This is a genomic window from Paenibacillus glycinis, from assembly GCF_009909185.1.
GTDB classification, from domain to species: domain Bacteria; phylum Bacillota; class Bacilli; order Paenibacillales; family Paenibacillaceae; genus Paenibacillus_Z; species Paenibacillus_Z glycinis.
Window position 1 is genome coordinate 41,173 of the sequence record NZ_JAAAMV010000015.1, and the last position, 14,855, is coordinate 56,027.

13 protein-coding genes are annotated in these 14,855 nt (G+C 58.9%); all 13 read left to right on the top strand.

Features of this window, described 5'->3' with window-relative positions; translation table 11 throughout:
* The first annotated feature begins 608 nt into the window (after window positions 1-608).
* Complete coding sequence (locus GT019_RS17950; protein ID WP_407945090.1) at window positions 609-1,052, top strand: HEAT repeat domain-containing protein; 444 nt, start codon at window positions 609-611, stop codon at window positions 1,050-1,052.
* Between the two features lie 5 nt (window positions 1,053-1,057).
* Window positions 1,058-1,249 carry a DUF3934 family protein gene (locus GT019_RS17955; RefSeq protein WP_161744567.1) on the top strand — a complete coding sequence of 64 codons (192 nt, stop codon included), beginning with the start codon at window positions 1,058-1,060 and terminating at the stop codon, window positions 1,247-1,249.
* Between the two features lie 179 nt (window positions 1,250-1,428).
* Window positions 1,429-2,202 (top strand): NUDIX hydrolase, encoded by a 774-nt coding sequence (locus GT019_RS17960; RefSeq protein ID WP_161744568.1) that lies wholly within the window; start codon window positions 1,429-1,431, stop codon window positions 2,200-2,202.
* 80 nt (window positions 2,203-2,282) lie between these two features.
* Window positions 2,283-2,840: a cysteine hydrolase family protein gene (locus GT019_RS17965; protein ID WP_161744569.1), complete on the top strand. Its 558-nt coding sequence runs from the start codon at window positions 2,283-2,285 to the stop codon at window positions 2,838-2,840.
* A gap of 28 nt (window positions 2,841-2,868) precedes the next feature.
* Complete coding sequence (locus tag GT019_RS17970; protein WP_161744581.1) at window positions 2,869-4,311, top strand: nicotinate phosphoribosyltransferase; 1,443 nt, start codon at window positions 2,869-2,871, stop codon at window positions 4,309-4,311.
* Between the two features lie 322 nt (window positions 4,312-4,633).
* Window positions 4,634-6,019 carry an ABC transporter substrate-binding protein gene (locus tag GT019_RS17975; RefSeq protein WP_161744570.1) on the top strand — a complete coding sequence of 462 codons (1,386 nt, stop codon included), beginning with the start codon at window positions 4,634-4,636 and terminating at the stop codon, window positions 6,017-6,019.
* A 71-nt stretch (window positions 6,020-6,090) separates the two neighbouring features.
* The gene (locus GT019_RS17980) at window positions 6,091-6,975 is read left to right on the top strand and encodes a carbohydrate ABC transporter permease (protein WP_161744571.1); all 885 of its coding nucleotides are present in this window, start codon (window positions 6,091-6,093) and stop codon (window positions 6,973-6,975) included.
* Window positions 6,975-7,826 carry a carbohydrate ABC transporter permease gene (locus GT019_RS17985; protein ID WP_161744572.1) on the top strand — a complete coding sequence of 284 codons (852 nt, stop codon included), beginning with the start codon at window positions 6,975-6,977 and terminating at the stop codon, window positions 7,824-7,826. The genes GT019_RS17980 and GT019_RS17985 overlap by 1 nt, the downstream gene beginning before the upstream one ends.
* A 32-nt stretch (window positions 7,827-7,858) precedes the next feature.
* Window positions 7,859-9,622 (top strand): cache domain-containing sensor histidine kinase, encoded by a 1,764-nt coding sequence (locus tag GT019_RS17990; protein ID WP_161744573.1) that lies wholly within the window; start codon window positions 7,859-7,861, stop codon window positions 9,620-9,622.
* Entirely contained in the window at window positions 9,616-11,250 is a 1,635-nt protein-coding gene (locus tag GT019_RS17995; RefSeq protein WP_161744574.1) for a response regulator, read from the top strand. The genes GT019_RS17990 and GT019_RS17995 overlap by 7 nt, the downstream gene beginning before the upstream one ends.
* Window positions 11,251-11,278: 28 nt before the next feature.
* The gene (locus GT019_RS18000) at window positions 11,279-11,890 is read left to right on the top strand and encodes a carbohydrate-binding protein (protein ID WP_201755441.1); all 612 of its coding nucleotides are present in this window, start codon (window positions 11,279-11,281) and stop codon (window positions 11,888-11,890) included.
* A 120-nt stretch (window positions 11,891-12,010) separates the two neighbouring features.
* The gene (locus GT019_RS18005) at window positions 12,011-12,358 is read left to right on the top strand and encodes a hypothetical protein (protein WP_161744575.1); all 348 of its coding nucleotides are present in this window, start codon (window positions 12,011-12,013) and stop codon (window positions 12,356-12,358) included.
* Window positions 12,359-12,549: 191 nt separating this feature from the next.
* Window positions 12,550-14,855: S-layer homology domain-containing protein (locus GT019_RS18010; protein ID WP_201755442.1), on the top strand; the 2,306-nt coding region annotated here is incomplete at its 3' end.

Consider the following 14,855-nt stretch of genomic DNA (forward strand, 5'->3'; position numbering starts at 1 on the left):
TTTATGCGTAAATATTCTACGCCGCATGAGTGTAGGGTTGGCCGCCTTGCCTCCAACGGTCGCCGGCCATGGACGTTAACCTCGAAAATGCTGCAAAAGTGCAGGATTCTTCTGCCCTAATCGTCCATTCAGGCGATATTGCTGCGAATATGCAGCAATATCGCAACAATTCAAACCGCTATTCATGATCTTGCCAGTAATTGCTGCAGAATTGCAGCAAACGGATCCTCCAATCACGAACTGTGAGTTAATTAATGTATTTTTGCTGGATTTCGCACCGAAAGGAGCTGTCCGCGTTCCTCCAGCAGCGGTAACAGCTCCTTTGTCGGTGCAACCTTCCTTAGGTCGGCAACACCAAGGCGAAAGCTTCCAATCGGTCGCCGGTCTTCACGATCCTGGTCTAGTCGGTTCTCCGGGAAAGCATCGATTCAACACGACCTGCGTGCGGCTTCCGCACGTTCGCCAAGACGTTGGTCGCGAACTCCGCGGCACCTGCCTGCCAGCCTTAGCGACGGCCGCGGCATTGACTTTCTAAGTATTTAAAGGTAGCGTTGTAGTGATTGCAAGGACGCAAGCTAAAGCGATTCGACTAAGGGAGTTTGATGGATTTGGAACATACAGAACAAATGACGGACGCAGCGCCTACGCTGGAGGAGCTGAAGAAATCCGCCGGGCGCATGTCCAACTGGCGTGAGCGGCTGAAAGCGGTGGAAGCGCTGGGCGAAGCGGGCGGTCAACCCGTGACCGACCTGCTGTCCCGCATCGCGCAGAACGATCCCGTGCATCAGGTGCAGCTGGCGGCGCATCGCGCGGCGGTCAAGCTGGGCGCGGAGCTGGAAGCGCCGGCACGCAAGACGGGCGAGCTGATCAAGGGCACGGGCAAAATCCTGCTCCGCATCAAGAAGAGCCTGCCGGCGGGCCATGATTACCAGGCATTCAAGGAAAAGCTGAAGCATATGCGAACGGATGTCTACGATACCTACGAAGGCGATAAGGAAGCTGAATTCGATCAGTGGCTGGAACAGAAGTGGTCCTCCTTGTCCGGCAGGTAGACGATATGGCCAAAGGCAAAGGCGGTACGGGCCGCGGCACCGACAAAAAAGGCTGGACCCGCTGGCAGGCGGGCGAGAAACGCTTGAAGAACGCGCCCAAGCCCTACAAGAGCAAAGGCACGAAGAGCCCGCAGGGCGAAGGCGGCGCGACGGCGTCCGCAGCAGGCAAGGGAGTCAAGCCCGCCCCCTCCAAATAACGGGCAATCTCCGATCGGGCGGCCGATACCGCCGAACCGGAGGTTTAAATTTCCTCATTTCGTGAACGCTGTTGAACAGACGGCGTTCCGCGAATGGGGATTTTTTGGCATGCCCCTTGACTTTATTTTTAATTATGTCAAAATGACAATATAAGAAAACCGAAGCAGGTGATCCCATCGTGAACGAGTCCTTTGACGAGGCCGCGTCCTACTCGGCCGGCCGATACCGCACGCCGGACGGCGCTCCGACGGATATCGTGATCTTCACCATTACGTCGACGGAGCGCGGCACGGCGAAGAAGTCGCTGCCCTTGCGGCAGCTGGAGGTGCTGCTCATTCAGCGCAAAGGCTGGCCGTACCAAGGCCATTGGGCGCTCCCGGGCGGCTTCGCCAGGGAGACGGAGACGCTGCTCGGCAGCGCGCTGCGCGAGCTGCGGGAGGAGACGGGCGTCGCCGACGTGCACATCGAATATTTCAACGCATACAGCGAGCCCGGCCGCGATCCCCGCGGATGGATGATCTCGCACGCGTTCTTCGCGCTCGTGCACGAGCATGCGCTCGCGGAGCGGCGCGCGGCGGACGACGCCGCAGACGTCCGGCTGTTCCCGGTGCAGGAAGCGCTGGCGATGGACCTCGCCTTCGATCACCGCTCGATTCTCGAGGACGCGCTGCAGCAGATTCGCGTCAAGATGCTGACGACGACGATCGCGCGTTCGTTTCTCCCGGAGGAGTTTACGATCGGCGAGCTCTACCAAGTGATCGAAGCGGTCGTGCCGGCGTTCGAAGAGAAAAATTTTATCCGCAAGATCACGTCGACGCAGAGCCGCAAGGGCATCATAGAAGAAGCGCGCGACCGCAAGGGAGAACTGAAGCAGTCCAACCGCCACTCCCAACGCGCGGCGCAGCTGTACCGGTTCACGGACTACGTGCCCCGGCTTTCGATTTACAGCTAGCCGCCTTGCATCTTCAATTCAATTCGCAATCCGTATTTTCGATTCGAAACCTTCATTCACATCCGAAAGGGGAGCTCCATATGAAAGCACTCCTCGTCATCGACTACACCGTGGACTTCGTCGTTGGCAAGCTGCCTTGCGGCCAGCCGGCCATCGACATCGAGGATCGCATCGCGGCTTTGACGGCGCGGTTCGCGGCAGAGGGCGACTTCGTCGTCATGGCCGTCGACCTGCACCGCGAGGGGGATGAGCTTCACCCCGAGCATAAGCTGTTTCCGCCTCACAACATCGAAGGCACGAGCGGCCGGGAGCTGTACGGCAAGCTGAAGGAAACGTACGAAGCGCATCGCGATCGCATCCATTGGATGGATAAAACGCGCTACAGCGCGTTTGCCGGCACGGATTTGGAGCTGCAGCTTCGCATGCGGGACATTCGGGAATTGCACCTCGTCGGCGTATGCACCGATATATGCGTCCTTCACACGGCCGTCGACGCGTACAACAGAGGCTACGAGCTCGCGGTTCATGCCGATGCGGTCGCGACGTTCAACGCGCCGGGCCATGACTGGGCGCTGGGACATTTCAGGGACTCGCTCGGCGCGGCGATGTACAAGGACGGCCAACAGATCAAGCGGTAGAGCAAAAGGAGAAACGGCGGGGATGAGCATGACGCACGAGAATTTGACGCTGCACACCGACAAATATCAGATCAATATGATGTACGCCCATTGGGTGCAAGGCTCGCATAACAAGCAGGCGGTATTCGAGGTGTTCTTCCGCAAGCTGCCTTTCGGCAATGGATACGCGGTCTTCGCCGGATTGGAGCGGGTCGTCGACTATATTCGGAATCTTCGCTTCGGAGACGAGGAGATTGCCTACCTGCGGGAGCAGGAGGAAGGCTACGCGGAAGCGTTCCTGGACGCGCTGCGCGAGCTCCGGTTTACCGGGCAGCTGGACGCGGTGCCGGAAGGAACGCTCGTGTTTCCGAACGAGCCGCTGCTGCGCATCACGGGCCGGATCTTCGAAACGCAGCTGATCGAGACGGCGATCCTGAACTTCGTCAATTACCAGACGCTCATCGCGACGAAAGCTTCGCGCATCAAGCAGGTGGCCGGCGACGACGGCCTGCTGGAGTTCGGCACGAGAAGGGCGCAGGAAGCCGACGCATCCGTCTGGGGCGCCCGATCGGCGTATATCGCCGGTTTTCACGCGACGTCCAACCTGCGGGCGGGCATGCTGTTCGGCATTCCGGTCAAGGGAACGCATGCCCATGCTTGGGTGCAGGGCCATGACAGCGAAGAAGAAGCGTTCCGCAAATACGCGGAAGTGCTGCCCGATCAAGTGACGCTGCTCGTCGACACGTACGATACGCTGCGCAGCGGCGTGCCGAACGCGATCCGGATCGGAAAGCTGCTCGAGAAGCAGGGGAAGAAGATGAACGGGATTCGCCTCGATAGCGGCGACTTGGCTTATCTGTCGCAGGAAGCCCGGCGGATGCTGGACGAAGCGGGACTGCGCTATGTCGGCATCGTCGCGTCGAACGATTTGGACGAAGGACTCATCTTCAGCCTGAAGGGGCAGGGCGCCAAAATCGACGTATGGGGCGTCGGCACGCAGCTGATCACTTCGGGCGACCAGCCGTCGCTCGGCGGCGTCTACAAGCTGGTGGCGCGGGAGAAGGACGGCGAACTCGTGCCGGTCATCAAGATTTCCGGCAATCCCGAGAAGGTGACCACGCCGGGACGCAAGGACCTGTACCGCATCGTCAACCGCGAGACCGGCATCGCCGAAGGCGATTATTTGACGCTCGCGGAGGAAGGTCCGATGGATACCGAAGAACCGCTGCGGCTCTTCGACCCCGTGCACCATTACATTCAGAAAGTCGTCCGGCTCTACGATGCCGTGCCGCTGCTGGCCTCGATTTTCCGGGAGGGCGAGCTGGTTTACGAGCTTCCTTCGCTCGAAGACATCCGCCGCTATCACCGCGAGCAGCTGAAGCTGTTTTGGCCGCAGGTGCTGCGCAAGACGAACCCGGCGGAATACCGCGTCAATCTCAGCGAGACGGCCTGGGAGCTGAAGATGGCGCTGATCGCGAAATACAGGGAGTAAGGTTGGCGGCGATAGGCCGCGGCCAAGCCGAGACACTCAGCCCGCGGATGCTTCATGAAGCAGACACGCTTTCCGGCAGTCGGCGCTCCATTCCCCCGCAGGATCGATACTTCTCCGGAAGCGTCGAACCTGCGGGTTTTTGCGTTTTAAGCACCGCCCTCTCCCTGCCTGACTTGCGAAGAAAAGCTGCATCGCCGCCTTCGACCGGGGGAAACCTTCTAAATAATCTACAGCTTTTTGAACTTATGCTATCTATTTGGGCGCCGCCCGTCTTGATAAACTTAAAGCGCACCATAACAAACATACAAAAGGTGGGCTCCACATGAAGCGTTTCGGTAGTTTATTGCTCGTGGGCGCGGTAAGCGTCAGCTTGGCCGCTTGCGGAAATTCGGGATCGGACAACGCAAGCACGAACGGGAGCACGAATGGAAGCGGCAATAGCCCTGCCGCGAACGCGGGCGATTCGGCGTCGGCGGGGAACAAGCCCGTTACGCTGAACTTTTTCTCCAACAACGCCGATCAGACGACGGGCCAAGGCCTCGTCGAGAAGCAGCTGGCGGATGCGTACATGAAGGAAAACCCTACTATTACGATCAAGTTCGAATCGGTATCCCCCGATCAGCAGTATCAGGACAAGCTCAAGATCTACAACGCGTCGAACGCCATGCCGGACGTGATGATGATGTGGTCGCTGCCGGGCCTGATGAATCCGCTGATCAAGAACGATACGCTGATGGAATTCACGCCGGACGACGTGAAGGACATGGGCTTCCAGCCGGCCGCCCTCAAAGCGTTCACCTCGAACGGCAAAATCTACGGCCTGCCGAAAAACTCGGACTTCCTGGTGCTCTATTACAACAAGAAAATCTTTCAAGACAATGGATTGGAGCCGCCCAAATCGGAAGCGGAGCTGATCGACGTCAGCAAGAAGCTGAACGACAAGAAAATCGTGCCCGTCGCCATGGACGGCCGGGACGGCTGGCCGCTCTTCCTGTGGTTCCAGAACGAAATGCAGCGTTCGTCCGGTTCCTTCCAGACCTTGACCGACGCGGTTTATCGCAAAGGGACGTTCAAGGATCTCGGCGGCATCCAGGTCGCGGCCAAGATGCAGGAGATCGTCAAGGCCGGCGCCTTCGGCGAAGGCTTCCTGAACCTCGATTACGGCGCGGCCAAGAATCTGTTCGTGCAGGGCAAGGCGGCCATGTTCATCATGGGCGAGTGGGAGATGGGGATGGGCTCGGATCCCAACATTCCCGATGATATTCGCGGCAACATCGGCGCGCTGCCGATTCCTGCCGGCGACAAGGGCGCCAATACCGATCTGATGGCTTGGTTCGGCGGAGGCTACAGCGTCAACGCCAAGTCCCCGCATGCGCAGGAGGCCAAAGCCTTCGCGCTGTGGATGATGAAGCAGGACAACTGGGCGAAGAGCGTATGGCAAAGCGGCGTCACGTTCCCGGCGCAGGAGTTCAACCAGTATACGACGGACCAGCAATCCAGCCTGCAGAAGGAATTGGCGGATATCTTCACGAACGCGACGACGATCAGCGGCAATGTCGCGACCGACAACCTGCAGTCCGACGACGCGTCCAAGTTCACGAACGGCATTCAGGCGCTTACCGCGTTCAAGTACACGCCGGAAGCCTTCGTGGATCTGATCGACGCGGCGGCGGAAGAAAGCAACAAAGCCAATGAGGCCGCGAAGTAAATAGGCACGCGAAAGAGGCAGAGCGACTTCGGTTCTCTGCTTCTATTTTTCAAACGGAATGGGTTGATTTCATGCATCGGATGATGAGCGACAAACGAACGATCTTTTTGATGATGGCGCCGGGCTTCGCGGTTTTTTTCGCGATCGTGTTCATTCCCGTCTTCGTCAGTTTATTCTACAGCTTCACCGACTGGGACGGGATAAGCGCCTATCGCATGGTCGGCTTGCATAATTACCGGGAGCTGCTGCTGCACGATCCGGTATTCTGGAAGGCGCTCCGCAACGCGTTCCTGCTGGGCGGCGCGTTCCTGCTCATCCAGCATCCGCTGGCCGTCGCCACGGCCATGATCCTGCAATATTGCGGACGCGCGGAGAAGGCGCTCCGGACGATTTTGTTCATTCCGTCCATCATCTCGGGATTCGTCACCTCCAAGATGTGGGTTCAGATCCTGTCGACGCAGTTCGGCCTGCTGAATCGGCTGCTGGACGCCGTCGGATTATCCACCTGGCGGCAGGATTGGCTCGGCAGCTCCTCCTGGGCGATCGCCAGCATCATCTTCGTGGCCATGTGGCAGGGATTCGGCTACGCGTTCCTGCTCTACTATACCGGCGTGAAGGGCATTCCGCAGGACCTGCACGAAGCGGCCCGGCTGGACGGCGCGACGGCCTGGCAGCTCAACACCCGGATCGTGCTGCCCTTGCTGCAGCCCGTTATCCGCACGAGCATTATTCTCGCCTTCATCGCGGCGTTCAAGCAGATGGATACCGTTTACTTGATGACGCAGGGCGGCCCGGACAACAGCACGCAGTTTCTGGCCACCTATCTGTACCAGAAGGCATTTTCGATCAATCTCTACGGTTACGCGAACGCGATCTCCGTCCTGTTCATTATCGTATGCCTGCTCGTGACGGCTGCATTGAACCGAATGGGCAGACAAGAAGTAGGTGAATTCTAATGGCACGGGCAAATCCGGCAATGAACCGCAAGTCGCCGCTCGGCTGGCCGTTCGGAATCGTGATGGCGGCCTTCGCGGCGATCCAGCTGTTCCCTCTCTTATGGCTGGTCGATTATTCCCTGCTCAAGAGCTCCCAGTTTTTCGGCGCGTCCATTCTGATCTGGCCGAAGCCCGCGCAATGGGCGAATTACCGGATCGCGTTTACCGCGGGGCATATTCCGAGGTACTTGACCAACAGTCTGGTCGTGGCGGCTGTTACAATTTTCTTGACCGTGCTATTGTCTATGATGACGGCTTACGTCCTGACCCGCATGAAGTGGCGCCTCAGCAGCTTCTTCTATACGCTGCTCGTCGTCGGGCTCATCATCCCGCTGCACGCGACGCTGCTGCCGAACTTTTTTATTTTCAAGCAGTTCCATCTGCTCGATTCGTACGGCGCGTTGATCCTTCCCTATGTCGCGTTCGGCTTGCCGTTCTGCACCCTGATCTTCTGCGGGTTCCTGCAGACCGTGCCGCGCGCGCTCGAAGAAGCCGCCGTGCTTGACGGCTTGAGCGTGCCGGGCATCCTGGTTCGCATCATGCTGCCCATCACCCGGCCGGCGATCGCGACGGTCAGCGTATTCTCGTTCCTCAGTTCTTGGAACGAATTCATCATGGCCTTGACCTACGTCCGTTCGGAGCTGTATAAGACGCTGCCCTTTTCGCTGCTGCAATTCACGGGACAGTATTCCAGCAATTACGCGGCGCAAGCGGCGGTCATGACGGTCATCGCCATTCCGTCCGTCGTCGTGTACCTGCTGTTCACCGATCAAATTACGAGCAGCATCTCGCACGGGTCGGTCAAAGGATAACGGAAACCAATCTCGCGGAAAGAGGCGGCTGCATGCGTATACCCCACAAGCTGATGCGATACTACCGGCGGCTGCCTCTGCGCATGAAGCTGTTGTTATGGATATTTCCGTTATTGCTGCTGCCGGACATCGCCATCGGCGAATACTCGTATCACGTCGCCGCGAAGCAGGTGCTGAGCAAGATGGACGAGAGCCAAAAGAGCCTGGCCAACGAGACGGTCTCCCACTTGGATTACTTCTCGAAGGACATTTTGGATATTTATTATTATTTGTACCTGTCGACCGAGCTTCATACCGTGCTGCTGAACCGGGATCAGGATCTGGACCCGAACCTGACGCAGAACGTCTTTCAGAGCATCAACCGGCTGATGGTGACCCGGCAGTTTTTCAAATCGCTGGCGATTTACGGGATCAACGGCAAAATGGTGGAGTTCGGCAATTTGCCGGCGGTCTCGTACGACGATTTCATGAAGACGGCTTCCTATCGCACGGTGTTTGCCAACGCGGGGCAGGGCACGTGGGACATCCAGGACGCGGCGGCGCCGATTTTCCTGCGGAGCCCGAGCCCGCGCATCATATTCGCCAGGCCTTACAGCGACCTCGTCAACCTCGATTTGCAGGGCTTCGTCGTCATCGGCATCGACGAGACGGAATTGCGTCGTTCTTATGCCTCGGAAAGTCCGGGCGTCGAGACGCTTGTCACCAATAACGACGGCGAGATCATCAGCGATTCGCAGGGCAGGTGGATCGGTCAGTCCATCCGTCAAACGCCCTACTATCAAAGCCAAGCCGGGCGAGCGTTGAAGGAGGTGGACTGGGCGCCGCCCAGCTCGTCGTGGCTGATCACCCACGAGCGCTCGAAGCTCACGGGCTGGCATGTGATCGTCGTCCGGCCGAGAAGCGAGCTGATCGGACAATTGAAGCCGATCAAGAGCTTTACGCTGCTCGTCATCATCGGCCTGTTGATTCTCGCGATTTCCTGCACCTGGTACATTTCGACGTGGTTCACGAAGCCCATCACCCAGCTGCTGGCGTCGATGCGGAAGGTGCAGAAGGGGGATTTCACCCAATCGATCAGCGTCGTGGACGAGGACGAGCTCAGCCAGCTTAACCGCGGCTACAATACGATGGTGCGGCGCGTCGGCCAGCTGATCGAGGAAGTCTACCAGGTCGAGCTGAAGCAGAAGGATTCGGAATTGAAGCTGCTGCAATCGCAGATCAATCCTCATTTTCTGTATAACACCTTGAACTCCGTGTCCCTGTTCGCGCTTCAGCATGGCGATCACCAAGTCGCCCAGATGATCTACGCGCTCTCGACCTTCTTCCGAATGAACCTCAGCGGCGGCAAAGACCTGATCACGCTCGGAGAAGAGCTGCAGCTGGTCGAAAGCTACCTGTTCCTGCAGAAGATCCGGTTCGGCGATAAAATCGATTACGAAGTCGAGCTTGATCCGGCAGCGGCGGATTTCCCCATTCCGAAGCTGCTGATCCAGCCCTTCGTGGAAAACGCGATCGTGCACGGCATCGAGCCGTTGGAGGAGCCGGGCTATATCGGCATTTCCGCGGAGGCGGAGGATGGCATGCTGATTATCCAAGTCAGGGACAACGGAAGCGGCATGACGCCCGAACGGCTCTCCGGGATCGACGATGATCCGGGCTACGCGATCGCCAATATCAAGGAACGCGTCCGGCTTCATTACGGGGACGAGGCCTCCATCGATATCCAGAGCGCCTTGGGAGCCGGGACGATCGTACGACTGAAGATTCGATGGCGGAAGGAGCGGATGGAATGCTGAAGCTGATTATTGCCGATGACGAGCTTCCGGTCCGGGAAGCCTTTTCCCGGTTGATCGATTGGTCGTCGAACGGCATCGAGCTGTGCGCGACCGCCGCGCATGGCGCCGAAGCTTTGGAGCTGATCGAGAGGCACCGCCCCGAGCTGCTGCTGACGGATATCAAGATGCCGAACCTTGACGGCCTGCAGCTCATGGAGGAGATGCAGGCCCGGGGTTACTTCGCGACCACGCTGCTCCTCTCGGGCTACAACGATTTTCACTTGGTCCAGAAGGCGCTGAAGCTCGGGGCGTTCGATTATATACTGAAGCCCTGCCATCCGCTGGACGTGTTGAAAGCGGTTCTGCAGGCCAAAGAAGCGGCGCTTGCCGCAATGGACCGGAAGAAGGAAAACGACGACTGGGAAAACCAGTGGCGGCAGAACGTATCGCTTGCCAAAACGCAGCTGCTCGGCGATTGGCTCCATCGCGCCGAGAGTCCTTGGGAGAACCGCGTGGACAGGGCGCGGACGCTGGGCATCCAGCTCCCGGAAACTGGGCTGAACCTGGCCATCATCAGGCTCGAATTCAAGAATAACGCCTCGTACGGTCATGCCGCCCATGACCGGGAGCTGATCCGCTATGCCGCCTTGAACATCGTCAAGGAAACGATGGACGGCTTCGGGGCATCGTATGAAACCTTCCGGGACAAGGAAGACATGATCGTCATTTGGCACGAATCGTCGGGCAGCCGTCAGACCATCCGCGCGAAGCTGGAGCGACTGCAGCACCATATTCTCGTCTATCTCAAAATCACGGCGACCATCGGCTGCTCCGACCGCCCCGGAAGCCTGCACGTGCTGAATATCGAATACGGCCAGGCGCGCCATGCGCTGGATCTCAGTTTTTTCCAAGGTCCGGGCGGCATTTATTTCTATGCCGATCACCTGAAGGCGGAGGAGCGGGAAGCGGCCGAGCAGTCGCTGCGGCTGGAGGAGCTGGAGCGGCTGTTTTTCGATAAGCTGAAGGGCGGGCAATATTCGGAGGTTATCGATTGCTTGGATCAATGGTTCACGGGGTTCAAAGGGATTTTGGTGCCCAATCGCTCCGAGTTTCATATTCAGACCCTCTCCCTGATGTCGAGGCTGCTGCAGGAGGCGGAAGCTTCCTCGGCCGACGGGACGGGCTATGATCGCCTGGTTCGCTTGGCGGACGAGATGCTGAAGGCGGAGACGGTCGACGAGCTGTTCGCCGTGACGACCCAGATGATCCAGAAGCTCGTCGAGAGCCGCAATGCCCACAAATCGATCCACCGGACGATAGCGCGGGCCGTCGAGCTCATCAAAGAACGCTACGCGAGCAACCTCACCCTCAAAGCGGTGGCCGAGGAGGTATACCTATCACCGTCCTACTTGTCCACGTTGTTCAAACAGGAGATGGGTATCAAGTACATCGATTATCTCCATCAATACCGCATCGAAGTCGCCAAGACGCTGCTTGGGGACGGAAAGCAGAAGGTCAGCTCCGTCGCCATGCAGGTCGGCTACTTCGACGAGGCGCATTTTATCCATACGTTCAAGAAATGGACGGGGAGCTCGCCCGCGGCTTATGCCCGGTACGGCGGCGAGACGCGTCCCGGCGCGCCTTCCTGAACGCATTCTAATCCAAGGGGCGATTGACGTGAGAGCGAATTACGAAGGAAAACCGTATCGGGACGCGAAGCACGTCGGCGGGCCTCAGCTCATTCCAGGCAAGGTGATGTGCGCGTATTACGATCTTGGGGGAGAAGGCATCGCTTACCACGACGCGACCGCGATCAACCAGGGCAGCGGCCGGCTGAATCCGGCGGACGGGACCTATCTGAACGAGTTTCGGCTCCATGAGGGCGTGGATACGAGCTATACCAAACCGGGCGGTATCGACGATAGCGCGTATAACCTGGTGCAGCCGGAGATCGGCATGCCCTACGTGGGCTGGACGGAGCCCGGGGAGTGGATGAACTATACGGTCGAGGTGGCTCGGGCCGGGATCTACTTGGTGCATCTGCTCTACGCGTCCAATCGGGGAGGGGCCGTTTCCCTGTCCGTGGACGGCGAAGCGGCGGCAGAGCTGCTCGAAATCGCGTCCACGTACGATGCGGAAGATGAAGTGGAGTGGCGCCAGTGGCATCATTGGAACAAAGCGGAACGGTTGACCGTCCTTCATCTGGAGAAAGGCGTCCAGGTACTGACGCTGCGTACCGTTCTGGAAGGACAGATGAATTACGCTTACCTGGAATTCGAGCTGCTATGACGATGAGAGCCCGACCGCATGCGGCCGGGCTTTTGCGTTGCGCTCCGAATCGGCTCGACCCGGTTCGCTCTAATGCTTCCTTAGCCGGCATATACATCTGCTAAAAGGAGCGTGAACCGAGTGGACAACAAAGTCAGAAGCTATTACCGGCTGAAGCGCAAGCAGAAGGAAATCGAGGAGGAGCTGGGCCGGCTGCGCGAGGAGATCCTGGCCTATTGCGCGGACAACGATACGACGTCGATGGAGGTCGGCAGCTACAGGGTGAAGGTGATTCCCCACCGGCGGAAGGAATACGACGAGACGAAGCTGTTCGAAGCCCTGCCGGATCTTGAGCTGTGGCGGCTGCTCTCCAGCCCGGACACGGCCAAGATCTCGCATCTCGTGAAGCTGAACGTCATCTCGGACGAAAGAATCAAGGATACGTATACCGTCAAGGACGTCGCTTACCTGCAAATCGAGCGCAAATAGCGCAAGCGCGCGCGGGTTGTTCCGTCAAGAATTTACGCCGTCATGCCTCCTCTTCTCCATGTCTGGACATGCGCATGCGCGAAGTTAATCCCGTTAAAGGGTTTTAGGTCTCGCATGGCGAATGAATTCGCAATGACGCATTAGACCTATTTCCAATCAGTCGCAGTCAACCAACATAACGGAGGCATGAAATGAAAACAGCAAGATTAACGAAAAAAATGGTCAGCCTTACGGTGGCCGGATCGTTATCGCTCTCTTTGCTCGGGGCGGCGAACGGGGCGGCCGTCACTGAGGGAACGGCACCGGATATCGTCGGCCATTGGGCGGAGCAGGATATCGCCCAATGGATGTCCCAAGGCCTGATCGACGGCTACGAGGATGGCAGCTTTCAACCGGATAAAGCCGTCACGCGAGCGGAGTTCGTCGCGCTCGTCAACCGCGCGTTCGGCTTTACCGCGGCCGGGAACGCGGCATTCAAGGATTTGAAAGCGGCCGATTGGAGCTACGCCGATTTCCAGAAAGCCGTGAAGGCAGGATACTTAACCGGGTTCGAGGACGGCTCCGTCCACCCCAATTCGCCGATCTCCCGTCAAGAGATCGCGCTGATCGTCGAGCGCCTGCTCGGGCTGGCGCCATTGCCGCAAGGCGCAGACGCTTTTTCCGATTCGGCCATGATTCCGGCATGGAGCAAGGGAGCCATCGGCGCCGTCGAAGCCAACGGAATCATGGACGGGTACGAGGATCATACGTTCAAGCCGGCCAATAACGCCACCCGCGCGGAAGCCGTCGTTATTTTGAGCCACGCGCTCAAAGTGAAGTCCGCGCCGGTCGTCCTCGATAAAGCGGGCACCGTCGGACCCGCGACGGGGACTCAAACGATCCATGGCGACGTCGTCGTGTCCTCGCCGGGCGTAACGCTCCGCAATACGGTTGTCGAAGGCAACCTTACGTTCGCGGCGGGAATCGGCGAGGGCGATGCGGTCCTCGATCATGTGACCGTTAAGGGCACGACGCTGGTGCAGGGCGGCGGCGCGCACAGTATCCACTTCGAGGATTCGGTGCTGCTTACGATCGTCGTGGACAAAACGGCCGGCGCCGTCCGCATCGTGGCCGAAGGCTCGACGACGGTGGCGACGGTTCGACTGCAGACCGCTGCCACGTTGGAAGAAGAAGCCGGCCTGACGGGCGAAGGGTTTACCGACGTGCAGTTAAGCCAGCTGCTTCCGGCGGGCAGCTCGATCACGCTCCTCGGCGCGTTCGATGACGTCGACGTGACGGGCGTCAAGGTCCGCATCGACATTCCAAGCGGAAATGTCCAGCATATTACGGTAGGCGAGAACGCTACGGGCAACGATATTAATTTGGGTACGGGAGCTAGAATCGTCGATTTGGTGCTGAACGCGGCCATCAAGGTGATCGGCGGCGGAAAGATCGATACGGTGCAAATGAACGAAGCCGCGCAAGCATCCAGCTCTTTCGAGACGCAGCCGGGGAGGCTGGAAGACGAGAACGGCAACCTTATCGTTCCGAAGTCTTCAGCGCCATCGGGCCCGTCCCAGCAGGAACTCGACCAACGCGCGGCGGATGACGTCACGGCGTTGATCACGGCGCTCCCCGCAACGGCAGATCTGACGCTGGCGGCGAATGCGGCGGGCGTCGAGGCCGCCAACGCCGCCTTCGGCAAACTATCGACGGCGCAGAAAGCTTTGGTAACGACCGGTAACCAAACCAAGCTGGCGGACGCGGTCGCCCGGATCGCGGAGCTGAAAGCGGACAAAGCGGCCGCGGACGCCGTTATCGCGCTCATTGCCGCGCTGCCGGAACCCGAGCTTCTCCGGTTGGAAGACCAAGCGGACATTACCGCGGCCAAGGACGCTCTAGGCGCGTTGACCGCGCCGCAGAAAGCGTTGGTCACGAATCAAGACAAGCTCGCGCTTGTTATTGCCAAGATCGATGCGCTGATCGCTGCTGCGAACGCCGTAACCGCTCAGATCACGGCTTTGCCGGATCCAGCTGTAATTACGCTGGATAATCAAACAGACGTTACCGCGGCAAACGCGGCATTCAACGCCCTGTCGGCAGCCCAACAGGACCTGGTCACGAACCAAGCGAAGCTCACGCAAGCGGTAGCCAAGATCGAAGCGCTCATCGCGGCGGCAAATGCGGTCACCGCGAAAATCGCGGCCTTGCCGGATCCGGCAACGATCACGCTGGACAATCAAGCGGCTGTAACGAGCGCGAGAACTGCGTTTGACGCGTTATCGGCATCGCAGCAAGCGCTGGTCACGAACCAAACGAAACTCACGCAAGCCGAAGCGAGAATCAGCACGCTGATCGCGGCGGCAAACGCCGTAACCGCTCAGATCGCGGCCTTGCCGGATCCGGCCGCAATTACGCTGGATAATCAAACAGACGTTGATGCGGCAAACGCGGCATTCAACGCCCTGTCGGCAGCCCAACAGGACCTGGTCACGAACCAAGCGAAGCTCACGCAAGC

What these genes read in the sequence shown, in the direction of transcription:
- GT019_RS17965 (WP_161744569.1), top strand. Translation starts at nt 2,283, where the DNA reads ATGAAAGCACTCCTCGTCATCGACTACACCGTGGACTTCGTCGTTGGC.
- GT019_RS17980 (WP_161744571.1), top strand. Translation starts at nt 6,091, where the DNA reads ATGCATCGGATGATGAGCGACAAACGAACGATCTTTTTGATGATGGCG.
- GT019_RS17990 (WP_161744573.1), top strand. Translation starts at nt 7,859, where the DNA reads ATGCGTATACCCCACAAGCTGATGCGATACTACCGGCGGCTGCCTCTG.
- GT019_RS17955 (WP_161744567.1), top strand. Translation starts at nt 1,058, where the DNA reads ATGGCCAAAGGCAAAGGCGGTACGGGCCGCGGCACCGACAAAAAAGGC.
- GT019_RS17995 (WP_161744574.1), top strand. Translation starts at nt 9,616, where the DNA reads ATGCTGAAGCTGATTATTGCCGATGACGAGCTTCCGGTCCGGGAAGCC.
- GT019_RS17975 (WP_161744570.1), top strand. Translation starts at nt 4,634, where the DNA reads ATGAAGCGTTTCGGTAGTTTATTGCTCGTGGGCGCGGTAAGCGTCAGC.
- GT019_RS17970 (WP_161744581.1), top strand. Translation starts at nt 2,869, where the DNA reads ATGACGCACGAGAATTTGACGCTGCACACCGACAAATATCAGATCAAT.
- GT019_RS17985 (WP_161744572.1), top strand. Translation starts at nt 6,975, where the DNA reads ATGGCACGGGCAAATCCGGCAATGAACCGCAAGTCGCCGCTCGGCTGG.